We start from the raw sequence: 23,552 nt of genomic DNA on the forward strand, positions 1-23,552 counted from the left end.
CGCTTCACTGCGCCACCTTCACGTTGGCGTTCGGCGACTCGCCAAACATTTCAGGCGAATACATGGCCTCGATGCGCGTGGCCGGCAGGCTGAAGTCGCCCGCGTTGTTCAGGCGCACCGTGTACTCCACGCTCCACGCGCCTTTCGGCACGAAGGCGTAGTAGGCGCGGAAGGCATCGAAGGCCCGTTCCTCGAACGTGGGCCAGACCCAGCCCGTGGATTTTTCGCCCGCCGCCAGCAGCTGCGAATCGCGGCCCAGGCCATTGCCCAGCACGCTGGCGCTGGCCGGGATCGGATCATCGACCACCACCCAGCTCATGTCCGCCTGCGCCGACAGATCCAGGCGCACGCGGTAGACGTCGCCGCGCGACCAGGCGCCCGCCGTTTTCTGCTCCACCGGGGTAATGGTTTTCTTGATGGTGTAGCCGCTGGAAACGGGTGCCGTCAGCGGGATGGCCGCCAGGCTTTGCACCGTGGCCCAGGGCTTGCCGGTGCCGCTGTGCGCGATGCCCAGGGTATCCTTGCCCTTGGGCCAGGCTTGCAGCACGGGACCGACTTTCGCCGCGCCATTCCATACGAGCGCCTGCGTATCGCTTCCCAGCTTGACGGCGCTGGCGCCCGTCACGGGAGTCGATTCGAACTTGGCCGAGAATTTACTGATGGCCAGGGTGCCCCAGGCATTGGCCACCGTGGTATCCCAGCGGCCCTTCTTCTGGCGGCCCATGCTGCCGCGCACCAGGCGGCCGATGTCATCCTTCCATGCCGGGTTGTCCAGCACCGCCAGCAGCAGGCGGTTGGCGTTGACGTCGCCGGACACCATCAGCCACCACCAGTTGTCCTTGCGCTCGGTGGAAAAGCCCATGGTCGTGCCCTGGAAGTTCAGGCGCGAACGCAATATCTGCTGCGCCTCGGCCAGCTGCGCATCGCGGCGCGCCAGGCTTGGCGTGCGCTGCAGCAGCAAGCTCCAGTCGATGACGGCCGAGGTGGGCCACAGGTTCGGATTGATGCTGATGCTTTCCAAGGCATCGGGCGGCACCTTGCCGGAACGCGACAAGGCTTCCAGCGCGGCCAGCTTGCGCACGGCCAGGTCGGTCGTGGCCAGCGCCGAACGGCGCACGATGCGGCCCTGCACGAAGGCCGTCAAGGCTTCTTCCATGCGGTTCTTCGTCTGTTCTGGAATCGCATAGCCCGCTTCGGCTGTTGCCGACAGCACATATGCCGTCAGGCTGTCGCTGCCCTGCTCCATGATGGGGAAATATTTCAGCATGCCGTCGCCGTCCAGGTAGGCGGGCAGGCTGGCGGCCAGCTTGTCCCACGCGGCCCGGTCCTGCAGGGCGATGGCTTTCGACGTATTTTGCTCGAAGCAGGTGTACGGGTAGGCGGCCATGTACTCGCGCACGCCGGGCAGTTCGCCGCCCAGCTTTGCCGCGAAACTGGTCTGGATGCCGCCCCGGCCCGGCAAGGCGCCGGCCGGCATCTGCACCGACATATTGATGGGCTTGTCGACTTGCTGCAAGGTGGCCTGGTAGGTGCGCACGGGCGTGGCCTGACCCACCTTTTGCGTGATTTTCAGTGTATCCGTGTGGCTGCCGGCCTTGGCGCCGATCTCCCACACAATCTGTTGCGCGCCGAACGGTACCTGGTAATCCCAGCCCACTTCACGCGCCTCGCCCGCCGCCAGGGTCAAGCTCTGGCGTGGCAAGGCCTTGCCGGCCGCCGTGGCATTCAAGTCCACGCTCAGGGATGCGGCCGAGGTATTGCGTACAGTAAAGCCAGCGCGCAGCTGGTCGCCTTCGCGCACCAGGGTGGGCAAGCCAGACAGCAAGATCAAGTCTTGCGAGCTGCGGATGTCCGTGCTGCCCGTGCCAAACAATTCCTTGCCGGCACTGGCGACGGCCACGATGCGGAAGGCCGTCAGGCTATCGTTGAGCGGTACTTGCACGCTGGCCTCGCCCTTGGCGTCAAGCTTGACGGTGGCTTTCCAGAACAGCAGGGTATCGAACAGTTCGCGGCTGGCGCCCTTGCCGCCGCCTCCGCCGGCCGGAAAGGCCTTGCGGCCGAAGTGGCGCTTGCCGATCACCTGCATCTGCGCCGTCGCCGTTTCCACCTGCAGGCTGCGCTGGGCCATCATGGTATCGAGCAATTTCCAGCTATCGTTGGGCATCAGTTCCAGCAAGCCCGTATCGACGGCCGCCAGCGCCACTTCGGCGCCGGCCGGCAGCGGCTTGCCATCGGCGCGGCGCACGCGCACGGACACTTCCGCCTTGTCGCGCGTTTTATACACTTCCTTGTCGGACACGACCATGACGTTCAGCTCATGCGCCTGCCAACCCACGTTCAGGGGGGCGATACCCATCTTGTAGGCCGGCTTGCCCAGGTCGACCAAGGCCGTCGGCTGCACGCCATCGACCCGCCCGCGCACGACAAACACGGACACGTACACATTCGGCGCGTAGTTCGGTTTGACGGGGATTTTCACCACAGGTTCCCGCCCATTCAGCTGGCGCACATAGGTGTCGAGGATGCCTTCGCGCTCGACCGTGATCAGCGCCGTGCCCGAACGGAAGGGCATGCGCACCTGCAAGCTCGCTTCCTGGCCCGGCTCGTAGCGCTTTTTCTCGGGCAGCACGTCGATGCGGTCATTGTCGCTGACATTGAACCACCAGTCGCCGCTGCCGGCCACCCAGGTTTCGCGGTTGGCGACGGCCGCGTTGCCGGATGCATCCTGGGTGCGGGCGCGCAAAATCAGGTTGCCGCTGGCGGGCGCCTTCACGTCGCACATCAGGAGGCCCTTGCTGTCCGTCTTGCCCGTGCAGGCGGAGCCCAGCTTGACCACTTCGCTGCTGTTTTCATACGCATAGAAGCCGCCGATCAGGCGTCGGCGGTGCGAATAGCTGTTGCGCTGGAAGAAGTCGACGGCCACCGGCGCGTTGGCCACGGGCTTGCCATCGGTGCCCAGCACGGCCACCGTAAACTTGAAGGCGTCCTTGCTCAAGGCCCAGGCGTCGGGCTTGATGCCGATCACATAGTTTGACGGCCACAGCGGGACGCGCGTGGCCACGGAAGCCGTCTCGCCATTCGCATCCTGGAACGCCATTTCCGCCACCAGGTCGCGTGGCGAGGACAGCTGCGGCAGCTGGTCGATGACGATGCGCGCGCCGCCAGCCTTGTCCAGGTTCAGGCTTTGCGTGCGCGCCGCCGTGGCGCCGGCGCCAGCACTGTCGCGCCCGCCGTTGCCTTCATCCTGCCATTCGCCCTCGTCCTCATCGTAGCCGGTGCCCTGTTTCACAAGACCTTCCTTCACGTCGCCATTGCTGAAGCTGTACTCGGGATAGTCGGCAAAACTCACGCTCTTGTCTTGCAACACCGTGCGCAGCTTGACGGGCGCATTGGTGGCGGCGCCGCCGGCCAGGTAGGTGATCTGCGCATCGAGCGCCACCTGTTTCGCCTGCACGGCGGGTGCTTTCGGCCCCTGCAGCACGGCTTTCATGGTCGGCACGCGGAACGCTTCCACGCGGAAACTGCCGGAAGGCCGGCCCGCCATGGTCACGCTGTATTCGCCCTGCTTGGCATCGGCGGGAATGCGCCAGTCGCTTTCCGCCGTGCCGCTGGCCGACCAGCGTAGCGGCAATTGATAGTTCTGGTCGCTGCCCTGATGGGTGATGACAACAGAGGTGGCGCTGCCGGGACCGTTATTCTTGTCGACCAGGCTCATGCCTTGGCCCGTGTGCTTGCGGATGAAATGCTTCATGTGCACGGTTTCGCCGGCGCGCAGCAAGGTGCGGTCGAAAACCGTTGCCAGCAGGGTATTGTCGGCACGCATGTCGCCCGTGGGCAGGTTGAAGCGCCAGGCTTCGATGCCGCCCACCCAGTCCGACAGCGTGAACGTCATGTCGCCGTTGCTGCGCGCACTAATAAAATAGCGGTCATTGTTCTTGCAGCTGGAATTGGCCAGCTCGCCGGGAATCTGCGCCACGCCATCCGCGCCGGTGGCGCCCTGCCACAGCAGCTTGCCGGCGCAGTCGCGCACGGCCACTTGCGCCTTGGCAACGGGCGCGCCCTTGTCCAGGGTGGTCACCCACACGAGCGACGATTGCGCGCCATGCTTGAAGTGGGCCGCCAGGTTGGTCACCAGCGCGGCCGTGCGGATATACGCGGTGGTCGGTTTGCCCAGCAGCACTTGACCCAGGATGGGACTGGCCAGTTCCACCACATAGAAACCAGGTTTCTGCAGCGGGATGCCGATCACTTCAAAGGCTTTCCTGCCATCGGGACGGGGCAGGCTGATGGGGCGCGTACCAGCCGCGCCGGCCAGCACGGATTTGCTCATGTTGCCCGCATACTGGGCGTAGGGCTGCCAGTATTCACCGGCGGCGCCGTCGCCCGCCATGCGCTGCATCCACTCGATGATGAACTTGTCGTCATTGTCGGGCACGCGCAAGGTGGCGCCCGTGGCGGCGCTTTCCGGCGCGGATACTTTGGCGATTTCCTTGCCGGTCAGCACAGGCTCGATATTGCGCACGGTAACGGGCAGCAAGCCGTCGCCCTTCGCTTCGATGATGCCGAACGGGGCCGGGAACTTCAGCAGCGGCGGCTTTTCGCCCGTGCGCACCGTCATGGGGAAGCGCGCGCGGTTGAGCAGGATGCGGCCCGCATCATCTTTCAAGGCGGGCGGCAAGTTCAGCACGAAACTGGCTTGCACGGGGAACGGGCCATTGAAAGTGGCGTCCTGCAGAAATTCCGCCTTTTCCTCCTCTTTCGAGATGCTTGGCGCATACGTCTTGCCGCCGCCCGTCAGCGTCATGGCGCGCACCAGCGACGCTTGCACGGGCGCGGAAAACTGCACGCGCATGGGCAGGAAGGGAATGCACTGCTCCTTCGGATTGCTGCGTTCGCAGCTGAACTTGGCCGTAAAATCGGGCCGCGTCTTGAATTGCAGGGTTTGCGCCTTTTCCGTGGCGATGCCAGTGGCGCTGGCGATGCCCTCGCCCCACACCAGCGACACCTTGGCGTTGGCGGGGAAGCTGCGCTTGCATTGCAGCACGGTGACGGGCAGAGGCGGCGCGCCCTTGCTGGCTACCGGCATGCCCACCTTCCACATCACGCCGCGCTTCTTGAAGTACACGCTCAGGTAGCGGTCGAGAAAGCTCTTGCGCAGGGTCAATACCTGTTCCAGTTCCTTGCCCTTGAGCAGGCGCACGGGAATCTTTTCATTGATGCCGTCGGCGCGGCAATAGGCGTTCGCGGCCACGCTGGCCTCGTTCGGCGCCGCGTCCAGGCCCAGCACGAAGATCTGGTTCTCATCGATGTATGGCTGGCCGTCATAGGGTACGGCCTCGACAATGGCCGGTCCGCCCGTGGAGAAACGGTAGGACGCCGTGCCCTGCAAGGGCTTGCCCGCCAGATCCTTCAGGCCCGGCTTCAGGGTAAAGCTGCACGCAATGCCGGCCGGCAAGTCGCGTTCAAAATCGTAGTTCCAGTTGCGCTCGTCAGCCCAGCGCCCTGCGCCCGCCACCACGGCCGGCTCGGCCTTGCCACAATCGATGGCGAAGGGGGCAGCCAGCGCCATGTCGCCAAACGGCACCATCGGCGTGGCGAACTGGGCACGTACCTGGCGCACGGCCTTGACCGTGCCGCTCGGTGAAAACAGGGCCACGCCGCTCTCCGCCCAGGCCGTGAGCGGCATGGCCGCCGCCAGGGTAAGCAGCAGCGCAATAAGGCCTGGCCGGGTTGCTGACGGGAACTTGCAATTTGCCTTGGGCACGGGGTGACTCCTTCATGAAAAGTGGCGGCACTGGCGGCGGCGCGAAAAAGTTGCCTAGAAGTAGCCCCTAAAGCAAAGGAATGCGACAGAAAGCAACAGAACGCGGCAGGAATACAACGTTAATGTAATATTAGTTATCAAGCTCACCAGTATTGTTAATATACAGTGGCAAGCCCGTAGCAAGTCGTACGATTGCCTCTGGTACCAGCATGATGGCTTTGCCCTTTATGCAAAACAGTCGCTTGAAAGTAGATGAGTTTTTTTCAATGGAATAGTATTTGTCGTGAATCAGCAACACTATTGATATACAACAATGCTTTGTGCGCCAACGCACCGACCAGTTGAACCCGGACTCGTATTCTCTAGTCCAACAGCAGTGCAAATCTCACAATAGTCTCTGTGGGCACATGGAATTGTTGTCTATCTCGAGCAATAGCACGTGTAGCAAGATGTCGCTTTGATGCTGTAGAGAAAATCTCTTATCAACGTTGGGAGTTACTTGTGAATAATCTAAAAAAAATCGCTGTTGCCGCCGCAGTACTGTGCTCCGCCCTCGGTGCACAGGCCCAGGAAATCAACCCGTCCTGGTATATTCAACCTAGCATCAATGCCATGAAGCCCGATTCGGATTTCTCTACCGACAAGACCGGCTATGGTGGTGGTTTGCGTTTCGGTAAGCCAGTGTCGCAAGACTGGGATGTACAGCTGGGCACGACGTATGCCCGCTCGAAGGATGGCGGCCGCCGCTACCAGCAAAATACGCTGGGCGTGGATGGTTTGTACATGTTCAACCGTAACCCTGGCTTCAGCCCCTTCGTGGTGCTTGGCGCCGGCATGCAGCGCGACAAGGACACGGGTCCCCTGGGCGAACGCAGCAAAAGCTCGCCATACGTGAACCTGGGCCTGGGCTTCCAGAGCAAACTCAGCGATCAATGGTCGACGCAAGTCGATGTGCGCAACGTGCATGGCTTCTTGCGCGGCAACACGTTTGACCAAAGCAAATCGAGCAACTGGTATGTCACCGTGGGCCTGAACTACGCGTTCGACAAACCGCCAACACCTGCAGCACCGCCGCCACCGCCGCCAGTGCGTGAAGAAGTGGTCGTGGTCGTGCCGCCGCCACCACCGCCACCACCGCCGCCACGCTTTGAAAAAGTGACGATGTCGGCGACGGAACTGTTCGCGTTCGACAGCGCCAAGCTGGGTCCGACACAGACCAAGCTCGACGAAATCGCCCGCGTGCTGACCGCGGCGCCGGACGTCAACAACGTCGTCATCAGTGGTTATGCCGACCGCATTGGTTCGCCGAAGTACAACCTGAAACTGTCGCAGCAGCGCGCTGACGCCGTCAAGGAGTACCTGGTATCCAAAGGCGTGGCCGCCAACCGCCTGACGGCCGAAGGCAAGGGCTCGACGAATCCTGTCGTCACGTGCGATAACAAGAAACGTGCCGACCTGATCAAGTGCCTGGAACCGAACCGCCGCGTTGAAGTCGAACAAATCACCATCGAACGCCGCGTACAGTAAGCATCACCAGTGGTACGCCGCTAGTGAAAACTAGTTAAAAAAAGGGGCTGCGGCCCCTTTTTTCATTGAAAGCCACCATGAATTTCTCTACCCGCTACCCCAAGCTGGCCAGCCTGGCGCCGTTCAGCAAGCAGATGCGCAGTGTCATCGTCTGCTCCGTCACCGAATGGCTGGAACACCGCGCCTCGAGCAAGGGCGCCGCCCTCGCCTACTACACGCTGTTTTCCATCGCCCCCATCCTCGTGCTGGTGATCGCCATCGCCGGCTTTTTCTATGGCCCGGCGGCCGCGCGCGGCGAGCTGATGGGCCAATTGCAGGGCTTGCTGGGCACGCAGGGCGCCGAAGCCATCCAGCTGGTGCTGGCCGGCGCCAAGAACCATGAGCAGGGCCGCATCGCCACCCTCGTCGCCAGCGCCCTGCTGCTGTTTGGCGCCACCAGTGTGTTTGCCGAACTGAAAGCCAGCCTCGATGAAATCTGGCAAGTGCCGCCCCTGAAGGAAGCGGGCGCCTGGGACATGGTGCGCACGCGCTTGCTGTCCTTCGGCCTGGTGCTGGTACTGGCCTTCCTGCTGATGGTCTCGCTGGTGGTCAACGCGGCCATGGCCATCCTCGCCAATTTCTGGGAAGGCGTGTGGAAAGACACGGCCGTGCTGTTTACCATCCTGTCGAACCTGATCGGCTTTGCCGTCATCGCCAGCCTGTTCGCCGTCATCTATAAAATGCTGCCGCGTGTGCGCCTGTCCTGGCGCGACGTGCTGATCGGCGCCCTGGGCACGGCCTTCATGTTCTCACTAGGCAAATATGCGATTGGCGTGTACATCGGCAATAGCGGCGTGGCCAGCAGCTATGGCGCGGCCGGTTCGCTGGTGGCCCTGCTGCTGTGGGTATATTACTCGGCGCAGATTTTCTTCCTTGGCGCCGAATTCACGCGCCAGTTCGCCTTGCAGCTGGGCAGCATGAAGGACATGCCGAAGACGGAAGACGGCGATGTGCAGGTCAAGATCCTCAAACGCCACCAGTCGTAGCGGCCTGCATCATAAGCAGCAACGGCGCCCGCGGGCGCCGTTTGTGTTTTTGGCGGGCGCTTATTCGCCCAGCAGTTCCGCCACCACTTCCATGCCCTGCACGCGCTCGGCGACGACTTTCACGATGACGATGATGGGCACGCCCAGCAGCAAGCCCCAGACACCCCACAGCCAGCCCCAGAACAGCAGGCTGATGAACACGGCCGTGGGATTCATGCGGGCGATGCGTCCCGTCATCCAGGTGGTGACAAACGTGCCGACCAGGGTGGCGATGGCCATCGACGTGCCCGTCACCAGCAAGACCATTTCCAGCGACTCGAACTGCAGGAACGCCACCAGCCCCGTGGCGATGGTGATCAGGAGCGGGCCGAAATACGGCATGATGTGCAGCAGGCCGGCCACGATGGCCCAGGCGCCCGCGTTTTCAAGGCCGATCAGGCGCAGGGCGATCCACATCAGCAGCGCCAGCAAGCCGTTCGTGACGAGCAGCATGAACATATAGTTCTGGATCGAGGTATTGATATCTTCCAGGATGTGCACGGTGACCTTCTTGCGGCTCAGCGACGGTCCCGTCAGCTTGACGAGCTTGCGCTTGAAGGTGTCGCCCGACAGCAGCAGGAAAAACACGAGGAAGATGACCATGGTGGCCTGGCTGACAAAGCCCACCAGGCCCAGCGAACCGGCCCAGACCCAGTCCATGATCTTGAAATTGGGACCTTCGGACGCCGCCGCGGCACGCCGCGTATTGCGGCGCGCCTCGGCGCCGGCGGCTACCTGCTCGATTTCATTGGCTACCGCCTGCATTTTCTGGAAAGTGCTGTTCTTGCCGCCCGTATTGGCGGCGATCAGGCGCGACAGCTTGTGTGTGGCAGCCGGCAACTCTTCAACGATGGATTCAAATTCACCCTGGACGCGCTCGACGACGACGACGGAGCCAAACAGGATCAGCGCCGTGACGGCCGTGGCGGCAATGGCGCGCGGCAGGCGTATCTTTTCCAGCCAGGCGACGACGGGATTGAGGGTATAGGCAATGAAGATGCCGAAAATAACGGGAATGAGGAATTTCTGCGCCCACTGCAAGGCATAGATGAAACTGACAGTGGCGATGATGCCCAGGGCCAGGCCGCGCGCATTGACATGCAGCGGCAGCCGCAAGGCGGGGTCCAGCGGCTCCGCAGGCGCGCCGGGGGGGAGCGCCGCGGGGTCGGTGGCGGCAGCCAGCTCGGGCGGGGTATCAGAAGGCTGAGTTTGCATAAGAATCCCGCGACGTTTGCTGAAGGGCCACAGCGCCAGCCCGCAGGCCGGCTGCTGTGGCGGGCCCTGCCATTACTTCACGCGGATATCGTTTTTGACCGATTTCACGCCTTTGACGCCGCGGGCAACTTCGCCAGCTTTGGCTGCGTCCGATGGCTGGGCAACGAAGCCGCTCAGCTGTACCACGCCCTTGAAGGTTTCAACGTTGATTTCCGTCGATTTCAGGGTAGGTTCGTTGAAGATGCTGGCTTTCACTTTGGTGGTGATGGCAGCGTCGTCGATGTATTCGCCCGTGCCTTCCTTGGTCGGGGTGGAAGCGCAACCTGCAACGGCGAACAGGGAAGCGACGAAGAGGCCAGTAGCGATCGATTTGGTGAATTTCATGGTTTTTTTCCTTAGGAATGGTCAATCAACGTGCTCACAATGAGCTTCTTATACCAGTGTGTTTACCGGGCGCCTGGAGGTGCTCAGTAGCCAAACTGGGTTTTTGCAGCCTTGACACAGTCGTCCTTGGCTGCGCCGGCTAATGCATCGCACTTTTCTGTGGCGACCTTGTACTCGGCTTTTCTTTTTGCTTCACGCGCATCGCTGCGCGCTTCGATGACTTTCTTGTCGGCCTTGGCATCGGCCAGGGCCGCCACCTTGGTGGACTTGGCCAGCTTGACGCAGACATCCTTGTCGTTGCCCGTCAGCGCATTGCAGCGTGCCAGGTCGACGTCATAGTTGGCATCGGCAATCTTGATGCGCGCCTTGGTGTAGGCCCGCAGGGTATTCGTATATTGCGCTTGAGCCACCGCTTCATCGTAGGTGCGCACGGCCTTTGCTTCGGCGATGCAGACATCCTTCGGGTTGCCCGTGATTTTTTCGCATTCGGCATGCGCCAGCTTGTAGTTCAGGGCTGCCTGCTCATTGGCCGCCTTGTAAGCCGCCTTCGCTTCCGGCGTGGCGGCCACGGCGTGGCCACCCCAGGCGGCGCAGGCCAGGCTGACGATAACGGCGGTGAAGAGCTTGTTCTTGTTCATGTGTTTCTCCCTGGTGGTGACAAGCATGTCTGCTTGGCATGACTACCGTTTTACGTGGATAGTCGACACCCTTCTGTACGCTGCCGTACACAAGCCATTATTTTTGAAGCAAGCGGGCATGCAGGGATAAATAACAACGTTTTTGCCGAAAATCGCGCCGTGCTGGCGGAAAATAAGTGCGTGCGGCAGCGTACAGACCGGGACCGGGGCCATGACTAAGATGGCATCACACCCTCACCACGTCAGGAGAATAAAATGAAAACCCATGCCACCATGGCTGCACTGATGCTTGCCGCCACCGCCGTGCTCAGCGGTTGCGCCACCGGTCCATCCCAGTCACAGTACTATCCCGCCAGCCAGCCTGAGTCCGCCATGTATGGCACCGTCGATTCCATTCAGATAGTCCAGGGCGGTGGACAAACGAGTGGCGCGGGCGCCGTGGTCGGCGGCATCGCCGGCGCCCTGCTGGGCAACACCATCGGTTCGGGCGGTGGCCGCACGGCCGCCACCGTGGCCGGCGCCGTTGCTGGCGGCGTCGTCGGCAACCAGGTGGAGGGACGCAGGCAGCAGGCGCAGGCCTACCAGATCAGCGTGCGCCTGGACAATGGCGAATACCGCACCGTGGTGCAGGACAATGCCGTTGACCTGCGTCCAGGCAACCGCGTGCGCCTGGTCGACGGCCGCGTCTACCGCTATTGATCCCGCGGCGCGGCTTGCCCGCAAGCCTGCGCCGCCGCCTCTGCAATATAAATGCACCATATGCACTGAATGCACCAACACAAGGAGATACCATGGGCACCATCATACTGATCATCTTGATCCTGGCCCTGGTCGGCGTCCTGCCCACCTGGCCGCACAGCCGCAACTGGGGTTACGGCCCCAGCGGCGTGGCAGGCCTGGTCGTAGTGATACTGATCCTGCTGCTACTGACGGGCAGGCTGTAAAAAAAGAAAAGGCGCTACGGCGCCTTTTTCATTTCTAGGAGGAAATATCATGACGCGCTACCCCCTCATCGCATTGACCGCCCTGCTTGCGTGCGGCGTGACGCTGCCCGGCCTGGCCCAGACGGCCACGCCGCAAGCCGGCGACCCGCAACGCTGGTACCAGGAAGACAGCACGGCGCAAGCCCAGCTGCGCACCCTGCGCAAGGAAATCGCTGCCGCCCTGGCCGAGGCCAAAAAAGCCTGCCGTTCGGAACCATCCACCACGCGCGCCACCTGCCTGAAGGACGCGCAAGACACTTACCGACAAGACATGGCGAACGCGGAAAAGCTCCGGGAAACGGCACATCCGGCCCGGTAAGCGGTGTGGCGACGGCATGAGCAGGCAGCGTTGCTAGGCCGCGTCGCGCTGGTAGGGAGGCAACTCATGCACCACCAGCGGCGTGTCTTCCGTGACGAAGGCCAGCCAGCCAGCCGCCTTGATGGCACGCAAGGCGTCCTGGTAGCCCTGCTCCCAGCGCCATTCGATGGAACCCTTGGAGAAATTGATGTCCTTGGCCGCCATGTGCCAGTCGCGCCCCGCGTACGGCAGGCGCACGATGTGCATGGTGCTGTCGCAGCCCAAGGCCACCAGCTCTTCCGTCTGCTGGCGGTTGTGCGCGCTGTCAGGCAGCTTGCCGTACAGTTCGCGCAATTTATGCTGCAGGGTATGCGTATTCACGTAGTCCTCGATATGCCGCTTCGAGCGCGAGGCGAAGGTAACGTCCTTCTGCCGCGTCTGCACTTCATCGAGCGTGGTCGGCTCCGGCCCTTCCGAGCTCCACAAATCGACCATGAAGACCAGCGTATCGACGTGGGGCGTGTCGTCGAGCACGGTTTCCAGCGGCGTATTCGAATACAGGCCGCCATCCCAGTACAGGTCGCCATCGATGCGCACGCCGGCAAAGCCGGGCGGCAAGGCGCCGCTGGCACGGATGTGGTCAGCTGTCAGGGCTTGCTCCTGGCTATCGAAACTGGTGAGGCTGCCGCATTTCACGCGCAAGGCGTTGACCGTCAGGCGCATGCCGCCGGGCGTGTTCAGGTAGTCGAAATCGACCAGTTCCTCGAGCGTGCTGGCCAGTTCGCTCGTATCGTAGAAACTGGCGTCCTCCGGCTTCACTGCGATTCCCGCAGGAAAAAGACTGAATGAGCGCGGTTTGAAGAAACCGGGCACGCCGCGCAGCACGGTATCGAGCGTGGCCAGCCAGATGTTCGAGCGGCGCTGCTGGTCGGAAATCATATTCATGTCAACGCTGTCGCGGTGGGAGACGCGCTGCCAGAACTGTTTCAGGCGCACCAGTCGGTCTTCGTGCTTGTTGCCTGCCAGGATAGCCGCATTGATGGCGCCGATCGAGGTGCCCACCACCCAGTCGGGTGCCAGGCCATGTTCATGCAGCGCATGGTATACGCCCGCCTGGTAGGCGCCCAGTGCGCCGCCGCCCTGCAGCACCAGCACGATGCGCAGGCGCGAAGGATTTAACTGATTGATCGGTGTCTTCGAATTCGTCATCAAGATGGCCCCTCTGTCCGCCGCGCGGGATGCGGCGTGAATCATTGTAAGGGATTGCACCCGCACGTGCCGGACGTTGGGTACCGGCAGGCTATGTCCTCGTCAGGTGTGGGAAATCACCGAGCGTGGCTTTCAGCAATGATTCCGGCGAGCGGATGCGCCTGGCATCGAGTATCCAGCGCCAGCCCAGGTAATGGTGCAGATAGCGCGTCGCCACGCCGTGAAACGGACGCAGCCATTGCCTGAGACGGCTGTGATAGGCGTTGACGTTCTGCACGTGGGCCGCGCCCCGCACGCGCATGCCGGCACGCAGATTGACGGCCTGATGGCTGATGCCCGCCTCGCGGGCAAAAGCGGCATAGGCCGCATGGCCATCCGTAACCAGCAGCACATCCTGGTCCATGACGGGCGGCAAACAGCGATGCAGCTGCGCCTTCGTCAAGGCCCCCTTGCCGGTGACGAAATCGAGGGTTTGTCCCGTGCGGTCGCGCGCCACCAGGATGCAGACGTGTTCATGCGACATGCCGCGCAAGGTCGCGTAGCCTCCGCGGCGGCGTGCCGGACGCGTCATCGTGCGCGCGCCCTTTTGCGATTCCAGCACATACAGTTCGTCGGCCTCGGCAATGCCATGCAGGCAGTGCGGCCGGTCCGTTTTTGCCAGGCTTAAAAACCGGTGGCGCCAGCGAAACGTGGTGTTGCGGTGCAGGCCCAGTCGGCTGGCCGCGCGGCGTACCGAGACGGAGTCGAGCAGGCAGTCGGCATATTCGAGCCATTGCGCCTTGTGGCGCAGGCGCGCCAACGGCGTGCCCGTCAGGGCATTGAAGGTGCGGCCGCAGGGCACGCAACGGTAGCGCTGCAGGCCGTGCGCATGGCCATGCCGGTGCACATGCGCCGAATGGCAGGCTGGGCAGGCCAGGCGCTGGCGCGCCACATCCTCGATCAGGGCAATGGCTGCCTGCTGCGGCGCGTTGCGGCGCAGCAGGGCGATGCCGGCCTGGCGCTGGCGTGCGCTCAGGCAGGAAAACTGCGCGATAAAGATCGTCCATTCGGCTGACAACATGATCGGCTCCCTGCATGGTGAATATGCAGAGTCAGACCACGCGGGCACAGGAAGATTCCGGTATTACCCCTACTTGCCGATGACAGAGCCAAAAAAAACGCCGTCAATGACGGCGTTCCGGGTATTTGCAGGCTCAGCGCTTGCGGCGCAGCCAGCTGGCGGCAGCGGCGGCCACGGCCACGAGGACCAGGGCCGGCTTGACCAGCTTCTTGCGGCCGATAAAGGACAGCGCCGTCAGCACGTAGGGCATGGCGCCTTGCAGGCGCATACCGCCCGGCGCCAGCAAGGACTCGACGCGGTGGCCGGCGAAGCCGACGGCCGTCTCGACGACGCCTTGCAGCATCGATTCGGGACGCAGCGCGTAGCCGACGTTGGCACGCGCATGCACGATGCCGACGCGGTACATTTCGCCCTGGGCAATCAGCAGGCGCTTGCGGGCGTCCTGCTGTGCCAGTTTGTCGTTATCCGACATGAATTCTCCTCGAAAGGCAGTCCGGAACTGGCGGAGCACAGCTCCGCCAGCCGGTTACATCAACATGTCGCGGTCGGCCTTCAGTTCGGCCATGGTGGCCGGCATGGAGAGCTTTCCTTGACGCAGCATGGCCCGCGCATACACGACCAGACCGATGGCCAGCAGCATGAACACGACCGTCATGATCGCCAGGATCTTCCAGCCCAGGCTATCCCAGGCCAGGAAGACGATCAGCACGCTGCCGTAAGCGATGGCAAACAAGCCTGCCACGGTCGCCAGCGCGAAAATGACAATCAGCTGCAACATGTGATTGCGCACTTCCGACAGTTCGATGGTGGCCAGTTCCAGCCGCGACAACATCAGTCCGACGGCGTTTTTGGCCAGGCCGGCGACCGAGCCGATCAATCCCGGCCCCTGGTGAGACGAAGCAGACTTGTCCATATCGCTCCTGTATGGGATTACTTGCGGCCCAGGATGAAGCCGACCAGTACGCCGACGCCAGCGGCGACAGCCACCGTACGCCATGGGTTTTCCTTGACATAGCCGTCAGCCTGGGCAGCCATCTGCTTGGTGGCAACGATGGCCGAAGCTTGCGCCTCGTGCGCCTTGGCCAGCGCGGCGTCCAGGGTCTTCATGCCCTTGACGCGCACTTCGTCGGCTTTTTCGCCCGTCAGCGCGGCGGCGGCGCTGAACAGTGCTTGTGCATCCTTGACCAAGGTTTTGACATCGTTATTGACGGTGGTGATATTGTTTTCCAACATGGTTTAGCTCCTTAGCTGTGGATGAATGTAGTTACTATACCTACTTTACTCAAAAACACTATTCCATTAGATCGCGCATATCATCGGCGTGCTCTTCCTCGACAGCCATGATCTTGATCAGCAAATGCCGTGTTGTCGGGTCGCTGTCGCCCACTTTGATGATCATCTGGCGATACGACTCGATCGCCACGCGCTCGGCGATCAGGTTGGCACGCACCATGCTTTGCACGTCCTCGGAGTCATCATACTCGGCATGGCTGCGCGCAAGCAATGTTGCAGGATTAAAATCTGGCTTGCCGTTCAATTGCACGATGCGCTCGGCCAGCCAGTCCGCGTGCTCCTGTTCCTGCTGCGCATGTTCCAGGAATTCCGCCTTGATGGTGCCGTTGTCGCGTCCGCTCACCGTGTAGTAATGGCGTTTATAGCGGGCGATGCAGACCAGCTCCGTGGCCAGCGCCCCATTCAGCAAGGTAATCAATTCCTGGCGATTGCCCTGGTAGCCGGCCGTGACGGCGCCGTCATCGAGGTTTTTGGCAGCGGCGCGGATGGCCGCCGTGTCGATGCCAGCTGGAATCTCAACAGATGTTTGGGTCATGATGCTTCCTTTCAATACTTGCGTGGGTATCCACCGGTGCACATGCGACCGGTGCTGCCTTGGTACAACACAACAGCCAGGCGCACGCCAGGCTGCGCTTGGGCCAACGGCTGGCCCGACGAGGGGACCAGCGTCAGGGCCAGCTTAGCGGCGGGCGGGAATGGCAGTGTTGTCTTCCGACAGCACAATTTCCACCCGGCGATTCAGCTGGCGGTTTGCCGCGCTGTCATTGCCGGCGGCCGGATAGGCGGCGCCATAGCCTTTCGTGGCAATGCGGTCGCGGCTGATGCCTTGCTCCAGCAACGCATTGCGCACGGATTCGGCGCGGCGCTGCGACAATTCCAGGTTGTGCGCGGAACCGCCCGTGCTATCCGTAAAGCCCTCGATCAGCACGGTACGCTGCGGGTTGTTTTTCAGCACGTCGGCCAGCTTGCGCGCCGTGCTCGTGCCATCGGCCGTCAGGTTCGCCTTGTCCGTGCCAAACAGCACGTCGCCCAGGGTGATCACCATGCCGCGCTCGGTTTTCTTGGCGGCCAGGTCGGCCAGCTGCGCTTCCAGGCCGGCGGCGCGCGCTTGCGCATCGCGGGCCGAGGCTTCTGCCATTTGCGCCTGGGCCTTGGCCGCTTCCGCATCCGCTTGCGCCGCCTGGGCACGCGCCGTGGCCTGGTCAGCCTGCTGCGTACGGGCATCGAGGCGCAACTGGTCGCGCTGCTTGCCGGCATTGGCGATATCGGCTTCAGCCGCCTTCTGCTTGGCGACTTCTTGCGCGGTGGCTATCTTTTGCTTGGCCAGGTAGGCCAGTTTGTCGACTTTTTCGCTGTCTTCCTGGCGCGTGGCGGCCGCGTTCGCCTCTTCCAGCGCAGCGCTCGCTTCACGGAACTCGCGTGGCGCATAGGTCGATACCATCGGATTCGATTGCGCCGCCATGTAGTCGCCGCGCGTCTGGTCGAGCAGGCTGGTGGTGGTCGGTGCGGAGCTGCAGGCTGCGACCAGGGCGGCCATGGCCAGCAGGCCGGGAATGGTGGTGTAGGTGGCTTTTTTCATGATGGAATCCTGTTCTTATTGTTGGTTTATTGTTTCGGGGCTTGCTGGTTGGCACGGTCGAGTTCTTCGCGCATGACACGGATGTTCTCGTTGATTTCATCGGCGGCGGAAGTGGCCTTGGCCGAATTGGCCTTGCTTTGCGCCAGCTTGGCATCGGCTTGCGCCTGGTCGGCCAGGTCGCGCGCCGTTTTGTAGTCGCGGTCCTTCAATGCCTGGTTGGCCATGCGCATTTTTTCGCGGGCCGAACGCATTTCATCGGGTGCCAGGTCGGCGGCGCCGGCGCTGGCCGCGTTATCGACGGCGGCGCGCGAAACGGCCACGTCGGCCGTGGCCGGCGTTTTCAGGCTGGAGCAGCCGGTCATCAGGACAACGGCGGTGACGCAGGCGGCGAATGCGGTCAGGGGAGTGTGGGTGGAATCTCGGTTTGTCATTTTTCTTCTCCTGGAGAATGGGGCTAAGGTAATTCGCGAATAAAACAAATCAGGAACTGCGTTTGATGTATGACGTTATAGGCTCCGGCTCCCCGCATATCCGTTCGGTGCCGCACATAGGGTAGGAAATCGACAATACTGTCCTTGGCAACGTGCGCCAACGCACGTGTCCGCCAGCAAAAGCAGAAACGAACCCGGTTTTCAAGCGATTCCTGTAGCATCGTGTCTACTTGTCCAGAAAGAAATGCCTCATGTCACGTTTTACGTCCCTCTCCCGCCGCCAGAAAATCGCCCTTGCCAGCACCGCCGTACTCATCGCACTGCCCGTAGCGGCCGCCGTTACCCTGCTCAACATGGACTGGAACCGCGCCAAGCCGTGGCTGAATGCGCGCGCCAGCGAAGCGCTGGGACGGCCGTTTGCCATCGCCGGCGACCTGTCGCTGACGTGGCGCCAGCCCGCTGGCGGGCAAACGGGCTGGCGCGGCTATCTGCCCTGGCCGCATTTGCAGGCACAAGATGTGCGCCTGGGCAACCCTGACAACATGGCGGCAGGCGATGGCGAGGCGGCGCAGCTGGCCACGGTCAGCCAGCTGGCGTTCTCGCTCAATCCGCTGGCCTTGCTGGACAGGCAGATCGTCATCCCGCAATTGCGTTTCGACTCGCCGCAGGTGCGCTTGCTGCGCAACAAGGATGGCAAGAACAACTGGACCTTCGAGAAACAGGATCAGCAATCGCCGTGGCAGCTGCAGCTGCAAAGCGTGGTCTTCAGCAAGGGCACGGTGCAGCTGGACGATGCGGTCACGCACACGTCGATGCGCGCCGATGTCGATACGCTGGCGGACGACAAGCGCTATGGCATCGCGTGGAAACTGGCGGGCAAATACCGGGGAGAAACCATCCAGGGCGGCGGCAAGGCGGGCAGCGTGCTGTCGCTGCAGCGCCAGGGCACGCCCTTCCCCATCCAGGCAGACATGCGCGCAGGCGGCAGCAGCGTGGCCATCGAGGGCACGCTGACGCGCCCGACGGACCTGGCCGCGCTCGACGTGCGCCTGAAGATAGCCGGCTCCAGCATGGCCCGCCTGTATCCGCTGACGGGCGTGCTGCTGCCAGAAACGCCGCGCTTCAGCACGGAAGGCCACCTGACGGCAACCCTGGCGCCGGGCGGCGGGGAGTGGGTGTACGAGCAGTTCAGCGGCAAGGTGGGTTCGAGCGACATCAGCGGCAAACTGGCCTTCTCTGCCAGCAAGCCGCGCAAGCGCCTGACGGGTGAAGTCCATTCGCGTTTGCTGCAATTGAGCGATCTGGGCCCGCTGGTGGGCGCCGATTCCAGCGCCAGCAAGAAGGAACGGGGCGTGCCGTCGACGCAGCCGGCCGGACGCGTGCTGCCGGTGGAAACCTTCAAGACGGAACGCTGGACCAGCCTGGACGCCGACGTGCGCTACACGGCCGACAACATCACGCGCGATGCGCAATTGCCGATCAGCAAACTCGACACGCATGTGCTGCTGAGCGATGGCGTGCTGTCCCTGACGCCGCTCAATTTCAATGTGGCGGGCGGCACGCTGATGTCGCAGATCAAGCTCGATGGCAGCGGCAAGGTCATTCCCAATGGCATCGCCGCCGAGCTCAAGGCCAGCGCCCGCCATCTGCGCATCAAGCAACTGTTCCCCCGCCTGCCTGCCCTGCAAGCGAGCGTGGGCGAAATCAATGGCGACGCCTCGCTGTCGGCCACGGGCAATTCCGTCGCCACCCTGCTGGGCAGTTCGAACGGCGAAGTGCGCGCCCTGATCAACCGCGGCAGCATCAGCAAGCTGCTGCTTGAAGAGATGGGCTTGAATATCGGCAGCATCGTGGTGACCAAGCTGGTGGGCGACAAGCAGGTCAAGCTCAATTGCATGGCGGCCGATTTCGTCGTCAGCAAAGGCTTGATGCGCACGCGCCAGTTCCTCGTCGATACGGATGATGCCGTGCTGCATATCGACGGCACGGTGAACCTGGCCAATGAACAGCTGGACCTGACCTTGCAACCGGACAGCAAAGGCTTGCGCATCTTCTCGCTGCGCTCGCCCCTGTATGTGCAGGGCACCTTCAGCAAGCCGGACGTGAGCGTGGACAAGGGCGTGCTGGCCTTGCGCGCGGGCGGCGCGCTGGCGCTGGCCGTGGTGGCGCCGGTGGCGGCACTCTTGCCACTGGTAAACGCCGGCCCCGGCGAACAAAGTGAATGCGCAACGCTGCTGGCCCAGGCCCGCGTCAAGCCGGTGGCCCCGCCGCCGGGCAAGCCGCCGCGCCAGCGTCGCTGAACGGCAAGCCATGGTGTGCATTTACAATTGTTACACTGCTATGTGCGTTGTCGAACAGACCCTGCACTGGCGCAATTCTATGCTGTGACCGTGCCTGAAACACGCGGCGTTACGAACTACCTTCCGGCCCATACCATGCCGGCGCCACGAGGTCCGAATTCATAGGAGAACTGCCATGCAAATCATCAAAAAACTCGCCGCCACCACTTCCGTCGCCGCTCTGCTGCTGAGCCTGACGGCTTGTGCCAATATGTCCAATCAAGACAAGAACACGGCCATCGGCGCCGGCGTCGGCGCCGTTGCCGGCTCCGTGCTGACGGGCGGTAGCGCCGTTGGCGCCGTCGGCGGCGCCGCCGTCGGTGGCGTGATCGGCAACCAGGTCAAGCCGAAGTAAGCAGCAATCCAAAGGCGGGGTGGGTGCGCAGGCGCCCACCCCGCCTTTTTGCGTTTGCGGCATGGCGACAGCTCACTGCGTGGCGCAAGTGCGCGGCGGGAGCAAGCAGGTGAAAATCAGACGAAGACGTTGGCCATGCCGATGGCGCCCGTATCCTTGACCAGCTCATAACAGCGGCAAGAGACGGCTTCCAGGCCGGCCGAATCGAGGATCTCGATATTGCCGCGGCTGTAGGTGATGAGTTTTTGCTGCTGCAAGGCGCTGGCCGCCTTGGTGACGCCGACGCGCCGCACGCCCAGCGTGTGGGCGAGGAATTCATGCGTCAGGTGGAATTTTTCCGACTGCAAGCGGTCGCGCGTGATCAGCAGTGAACGCGCCAGACGCGCCTCGAGCACGTGGAAGCGGCTGCAGACGGCGATCTGGATGGCTTGCGCCAGCAAGGTATCGGTGTAGCGGTACAGCAGGCGCTGCAGTGAATCGAGCTGGGCGAACTCGGCGCAGAAGTCGGCCCGCCCGATGCGGCTGGCCGTACCGGAACGTTGCACGACGGCACGCACTTGCGCCAGGTCATGCCCGAGCGCGACGGAAGCGCCCAGCACGCCTTCACGCCCGACAGATCCCACTTCCAGGGTCATGCGCCCTTCCGCCACGGCCAGCAGCGAAATCAGGCAGTCGCCGGGGAAATAAATATGGGCGATGGGCTGGCCGGGTTCGTACAGCACTTCGCCAACCTCGACCTTGACGGTATCGAACAGGGCCGCCAGGTGGCGCAGGTCGGACTCGGGCAGGCTGGCCAGCAAACGATTGCCGGATGGCACGGCCATGGCTGGCACCAGGCCGGATCGGCCTGCATCGCGGGACAGGTTCATGCTGGCAGTCGTTGGTGGCATTGCGTTTCCTTGGTGTCGTTACAACTCGACATAATTTTTACCTAGCCTACGGTGCCGTCCCCGTCCTGTATGTACGGTGACGCACGGAAGCGAACGACACAGCAACGCACACTGGCATCACGCATTGCGCCATGCCGTCGCTGGCGCGCGGCATATTGATAGCAGCACAAGACGTAGCACCCAGATTTCATTTATTTTAAAAAACCAAGGAGCCTTCCATGACCACCACGACCAAATCCCTTCATCCGCTGGTCCTTGCGGCCGCTGTCGCCGTCCTGCTGTTCTGCGGCGTCGGCACGGCCGCCCTGATGGGCTGGCTGCCTTCCTCGCAAGGCGAAGCGCCTGCCCTGTCGGCCAACGCCTCGGCCGAACAGCTGGCCAGCCTGCAGGCGAACCAGCCGCAAACGGGCATGCCGCCGGCAGGCATGCAGCCGCTGGCCGCCCTGCCGCCGCAGCAACAGGCGCAGCAGCCGGTGCAGCAGCAGCAGCAGCAGCAGCAGCCCGTGCGCCAGCCGCAGCCGGAATATGTGGCGGCGGCGCCCGCCCCCAAGGTGTGCAGCAACTGCGGCGTCGTCGAAGCCATCCATGAAGTCAATACGCGCGCCGAAGGCAGCGGCGTGGGCGCGGCAGGCGGCGCCGTCGTCGGCGGCCTGCTGGGCAACCAGGTAGGCGGCGGCCATGGCCGCCAGCTGGCCACCGTGCTGGGCGCCGTTGGCGGCGCCGTGGCCGGCAACCAGATCGAAGGCAGCGTGCGCGCCACGCGCAGCTACAACATCGTCGTGCGCCTGGACAATGGCAAAACGCGCACCGTGCACCAGAGCGCCGCGCCGAACTGGCGCCAGGGCGACCGCGTGCGCGTCGTCAACGGCGGCTTGCGCGCCATGGGCTAAGAGCGGCGGCGCCTTTACCGGCGCCATCAGTTGCACATTCAACACACGCCCGGCCCGTCCGGGCGTTTTCTTTTTGATAATGTTCGTTGGCGTACAGATGAGCTAGCCAGGAAACGAGATGATGCATTCAGGAAATCATCGGATGTTCATCAAGGAGAGGCTATGGAAAGCGACAAGGCAGGCAGCAACAGGATCTGGCTGGGCTTTATCGGCGGTGGCATGCTGGCCACGGCCCTCGGCTTTTGCGCGCTCGACCTGGCGCCTGCGGCAGGCGGCGCACCCGTGTTCGGCGTCATGCTGCTGCTCACGGGCGGCATGTTCAGCTGCCTGGCGGGGGCCGTCGGCATGGCCGGCATGCTGGCCTGGATACCGGGCATGGCGGGCGACACGGAAGGCCCGGCGGCGCGCATGCCGGGCGGGCGGCACGCTAAATAAGCGTTGTGTACGGCAGCGTACAGATCATTTCAGAAATAAAGTAGACAATAAATCATGGCATCAACGTTGTGCGCAAACCCGGCAACGTGAATGACAAATAACGATGGCAAGGTCCGCGGCTACCGGCTTGCAAGCCTGGACCGCCATCCACACACTACTCTCGGAGGACACATCATGCTCTATACAATCGCAGTAGTACTCATCATTCTCTGGCTGCTGGGTCTGGTTACTTCCTACACCATCGGCGGCTTCATCCACATCCTGCTGGTAGTGGCCGTCATCATGGTGCTGTTGCGCCTGATCAGCGGGCGTGGCCTATAGCCCTGGCCACGCACCTGGCCTGACCAGAGCGGCGCGCGTGCAAACGGGCGCCGCTCTTTTGCCGCCTTGTGCGTACGCTGTGCGCACTGGCAAGCCGGCCCGTTTTGCAGTAACGTGTGCAGGTAGTTCCTGGGTATGTCCCAATAACAAAACAAGGAGAAAATCCATGAAAGCATTCAAGAACGGCGCTGGCGCCAAATCCCTGATCGGCATGCTGGTCCTCGCGATGGCCGCCACCGGCTGCGCTGATATGTCCTCGACACAACGTGGCACGGCCACGGGCGCCGGCGTTGGCGCGGGCCTGGGCGCCCTGATCGGCGGCACCACCGGCGGTGGCGGCGGCGGACGCACTGCGGGCGGCGCGCTGCTGGGCGCGGCGGCCGGTGCGGTAGTCGGCAATATCTGGTCGAACCGCATGGAAAACCAGAAGCGCGCAATGGAACAGGCAACGCAGGGGACGGGCGTGCAAGTGACGCAAACGGCCGACAACCGCCTGAAAATGGAAATTCCAAGCGATATTTCCTTCGATACCAACCGCGCCGACATCAAGGGCAACTTCCGCCCCATTCTCGACCGCTTTGCCGCGACCCTGAATGAAAACCCGAACACCACGGTCAGCATCATCGGCCACACGGACAGCACGGGCAGCGATTCCATCAACGAACCGCTGTCGGTCGAGCGCGCCGCCCACACGCGCGACTACCTGGCCATGCGCGGCGTCTCGCCAACCCGCATCGTCACCGAAGGCCGTGGCGCACGCGAACCGATCGCCTCGAATGCCGATGCATCGGGACGTGCACGCAATCGCCGTGTCGAAATTTACGTCGCCGAAATGGCGCCGCGTGGATAACACCTGAGCAAACCTGCTGCGCGGCGC

At 62.9% G+C, this 23,552-nt stretch carries 24 protein-coding genes; 11 read left to right on the forward strand and 13 right to left on the reverse strand.

Annotated features, from left to right (window positions below; all coding sequences use genetic code 11):
- Positions 1-4 precede the first annotated feature (4 nt).
- Complete coding sequence (locus tag ACQ4WR_RS23045) at positions 5-5,686, reverse strand: alpha-2-macroglobulin family protein (protein ID WP_436490125.1); 5,682 nt, start codon at positions 5,684-5,686, stop codon at positions 5-7.
- Between the two features lie 579 nt (positions 5,687-6,265).
- On the opposite strand from ACQ4WR_RS23045, the gene ACQ4WR_RS23050 reads away from it, so the two are divergent.
- Together ACQ4WR_RS23050 and ACQ4WR_RS23055 are read left to right on the forward strand one after the other, a co-directional pair.
- Complete coding sequence (locus ACQ4WR_RS23050; RefSeq protein ID WP_102292612.1) at positions 6,266-7,291, forward strand: OmpA family protein; 1,026 nt, start codon at positions 6,266-6,268, stop codon at positions 7,289-7,291.
- A 77-nt stretch (positions 7,292-7,368) separates the two neighbouring features.
- A complete protein-coding gene (locus tag ACQ4WR_RS23055; RefSeq protein ID WP_102292613.1) occupies positions 7,369-8,316 on the forward strand; it encodes a YihY/virulence factor BrkB family protein in 948 nt (315 codons plus the stop codon).
- 60 nt (positions 8,317-8,376) lie between these two features.
- On the opposite strand, the gene ACQ4WR_RS23060 is transcribed toward ACQ4WR_RS23055, so the two are convergent.
- From ACQ4WR_RS23060 to ACQ4WR_RS23070, 3 genes are all read right to left on the reverse strand, one after another.
- Positions 8,377-9,570 carry an AI-2E family transporter gene (locus ACQ4WR_RS23060; protein ID WP_374755215.1) on the reverse strand — a complete coding sequence of 398 codons (1,194 nt, stop codon included), beginning with the start codon at positions 9,568-9,570 and terminating at the stop codon, positions 8,377-8,379.
- A 72-nt stretch (positions 9,571-9,642) separates the two neighbouring features.
- Positions 9,643-9,954 (reverse strand): BON domain-containing protein, encoded by a 312-nt coding sequence (locus tag ACQ4WR_RS23065; RefSeq protein ID WP_046682432.1) that lies wholly within the window; start codon positions 9,952-9,954, stop codon positions 9,643-9,645.
- 83 nt (positions 9,955-10,037) lie between these two features.
- The gene (locus ACQ4WR_RS23070) at positions 10,038-10,592 is read right to left on the reverse strand and encodes a hypothetical protein (RefSeq protein WP_102292615.1); all 555 of its coding nucleotides are present in this window, start codon (positions 10,590-10,592) and stop codon (positions 10,038-10,040) included.
- A 255-nt stretch (positions 10,593-10,847) separates the two neighbouring features.
- Here ACQ4WR_RS23070 and ACQ4WR_RS23075 point away from each other — a divergent pair, with 255 nt between their 5' ends.
- The 3 genes from ACQ4WR_RS23075 (at position 10,848) to ACQ4WR_RS23085 (ending at position 11,894) form a co-directional block, all read left to right on the forward strand.
- Positions 10,848-11,291, forward strand: coding sequence for an outer membrane lipoprotein (locus tag ACQ4WR_RS23075; RefSeq protein ID WP_102292616.1), 444 nt, complete (start codon positions 10,848-10,850; stop codon positions 11,289-11,291).
- Positions 11,292-11,383: 92 nt separating this feature from the next.
- Positions 11,384-11,536: a DUF3309 family protein gene (locus ACQ4WR_RS23080; RefSeq protein ID WP_092800820.1), complete on the forward strand. Its 153-nt coding sequence runs from the start codon at positions 11,384-11,386 to the stop codon at positions 11,534-11,536.
- Positions 11,537-11,585: 49 nt separating this feature from the next.
- On the forward strand, positions 11,586-11,894 hold the full coding sequence (locus ACQ4WR_RS23085; protein ID WP_436490129.1) for a hypothetical protein: 309 nt from the start codon (positions 11,586-11,588) through the stop codon (positions 11,892-11,894).
- Between the two features lie 33 nt (positions 11,895-11,927).
- On the opposite strand, the gene ACQ4WR_RS23090 is transcribed toward ACQ4WR_RS23085, so the two are convergent.
- From ACQ4WR_RS23090 to ACQ4WR_RS23125, 8 genes are all read right to left on the reverse strand, one after another.
- Complete coding sequence (locus ACQ4WR_RS23090; RefSeq protein ID WP_102292618.1) at positions 11,928-13,082, reverse strand: patatin-like phospholipase family protein; 1,155 nt, start codon at positions 13,080-13,082, stop codon at positions 11,928-11,930.
- 91 nt (positions 13,083-13,173) lie between these two features.
- Positions 13,174-14,142: an IS1595 family transposase gene (locus tag ACQ4WR_RS23095; protein WP_436490131.1), complete on the reverse strand. Its 969-nt coding sequence runs from the start codon at positions 14,140-14,142 to the stop codon at positions 13,174-13,176.
- Positions 14,143-14,275: 133 nt separating this feature from the next.
- Positions 14,276-14,614, reverse strand: a complete 339-nt coding sequence (locus ACQ4WR_RS23100; protein ID WP_102292620.1) for a hypothetical protein — start codon at positions 14,612-14,614, stop codon at positions 14,276-14,278.
- Between the two features lie 54 nt (positions 14,615-14,668).
- Positions 14,669-15,055, reverse strand: a complete 387-nt coding sequence (locus tag ACQ4WR_RS23105) for a phage holin family protein (RefSeq protein WP_102292621.1) — start codon at positions 15,053-15,055, stop codon at positions 14,669-14,671.
- A gap of 17 nt (positions 15,056-15,072) precedes the next feature.
- Positions 15,073-15,375 carry an ElaB/YgaM/YqjD family protein gene (locus ACQ4WR_RS23110; protein ID WP_035826246.1) on the reverse strand — a complete coding sequence of 101 codons (303 nt, stop codon included), beginning with the start codon at positions 15,373-15,375 and terminating at the stop codon, positions 15,073-15,075.
- A 58-nt stretch (positions 15,376-15,433) separates the two neighbouring features.
- Positions 15,434-15,970 carry a ferritin-like domain-containing protein gene (locus ACQ4WR_RS23115; protein WP_102292622.1) on the reverse strand — a complete coding sequence of 179 codons (537 nt, stop codon included), beginning with the start codon at positions 15,968-15,970 and terminating at the stop codon, positions 15,434-15,436.
- A gap of 144 nt (positions 15,971-16,114) precedes the next feature.
- Complete coding sequence (locus tag ACQ4WR_RS23120) at positions 16,115-17,014, reverse strand: OmpA family protein (RefSeq protein ID WP_436490134.1); 900 nt, start codon at positions 17,012-17,014, stop codon at positions 16,115-16,117.
- Positions 17,015-17,040: 26 nt separating this feature from the next.
- Positions 17,041-17,445 (reverse strand): DUF4398 domain-containing protein, encoded by a 405-nt coding sequence (locus tag ACQ4WR_RS23125; RefSeq protein ID WP_102292624.1) that lies wholly within the window; start codon positions 17,443-17,445, stop codon positions 17,041-17,043.
- 251 nt (positions 17,446-17,696) lie between these two features.
- Here ACQ4WR_RS23125 and ACQ4WR_RS23130 point away from each other — a divergent pair, with 251 nt between their 5' ends.
- Together ACQ4WR_RS23130 and ACQ4WR_RS23135 are read left to right on the forward strand one after the other, a co-directional pair.
- Positions 17,697-19,745 (forward strand): AsmA family protein, encoded by a 2,049-nt coding sequence (locus tag ACQ4WR_RS23130; protein ID WP_436490136.1) that lies wholly within the window; start codon positions 17,697-17,699, stop codon positions 19,743-19,745.
- Positions 19,746-19,920: 175 nt separating this feature from the next.
- Entirely contained in the window at positions 19,921-20,139 is a 219-nt protein-coding gene (locus ACQ4WR_RS23135; protein ID WP_102292626.1) for a YMGG-like glycine zipper-containing protein, read from the forward strand.
- A 116-nt stretch (positions 20,140-20,255) separates the two neighbouring features.
- On the opposite strand, the gene ACQ4WR_RS23140 is transcribed toward ACQ4WR_RS23135, so the two are convergent.
- Positions 20,256-21,008 carry a Crp/Fnr family transcriptional regulator gene (locus tag ACQ4WR_RS23140; protein ID WP_436490187.1) on the reverse strand — a complete coding sequence of 251 codons (753 nt, stop codon included), beginning with the start codon at positions 21,006-21,008 and terminating at the stop codon, positions 20,256-20,258.
- Between the two features lie 239 nt (positions 21,009-21,247).
- Between ACQ4WR_RS23140 and ACQ4WR_RS23145 the strand changes: the two genes are divergently transcribed.
- From ACQ4WR_RS23145 to ACQ4WR_RS23160, 4 genes are all read left to right on the forward strand, one after another.
- A complete protein-coding gene (locus ACQ4WR_RS23145) occupies positions 21,248-21,919 on the forward strand; it encodes an outer membrane lipoprotein (RefSeq protein WP_436490139.1) in 672 nt (223 codons plus the stop codon).
- 162 nt (positions 21,920-22,081) lie between these two features.
- On the forward strand, positions 22,082-22,354 hold the full coding sequence (locus ACQ4WR_RS23150) for a hypothetical protein (protein ID WP_436490141.1): 273 nt from the start codon (positions 22,082-22,084) through the stop codon (positions 22,352-22,354).
- Positions 22,355-22,528: 174 nt separating this feature from the next.
- Positions 22,529-22,675: a lmo0937 family membrane protein gene (locus tag ACQ4WR_RS23155; RefSeq protein WP_010396376.1), complete on the forward strand. Its 147-nt coding sequence runs from the start codon at positions 22,529-22,531 to the stop codon at positions 22,673-22,675.
- Between the two features lie 211 nt (positions 22,676-22,886).
- On the forward strand, positions 22,887-23,525 hold the full coding sequence (locus ACQ4WR_RS23160; protein WP_436490189.1) for a YiaD family glycine zipper/OmpA-like lipoprotein: 639 nt from the start codon (positions 22,887-22,889) through the stop codon (positions 23,523-23,525).
- Positions 23,526-23,552 lie beyond the last annotated feature (27 nt).

This window comes from Janthinobacterium amylolyticum, from assembly GCF_051380655.1.
In the GTDB taxonomy this organism is placed as follows: Bacteria; Pseudomonadota; Gammaproteobacteria; order Burkholderiales; family Burkholderiaceae_D; genus Janthinobacterium.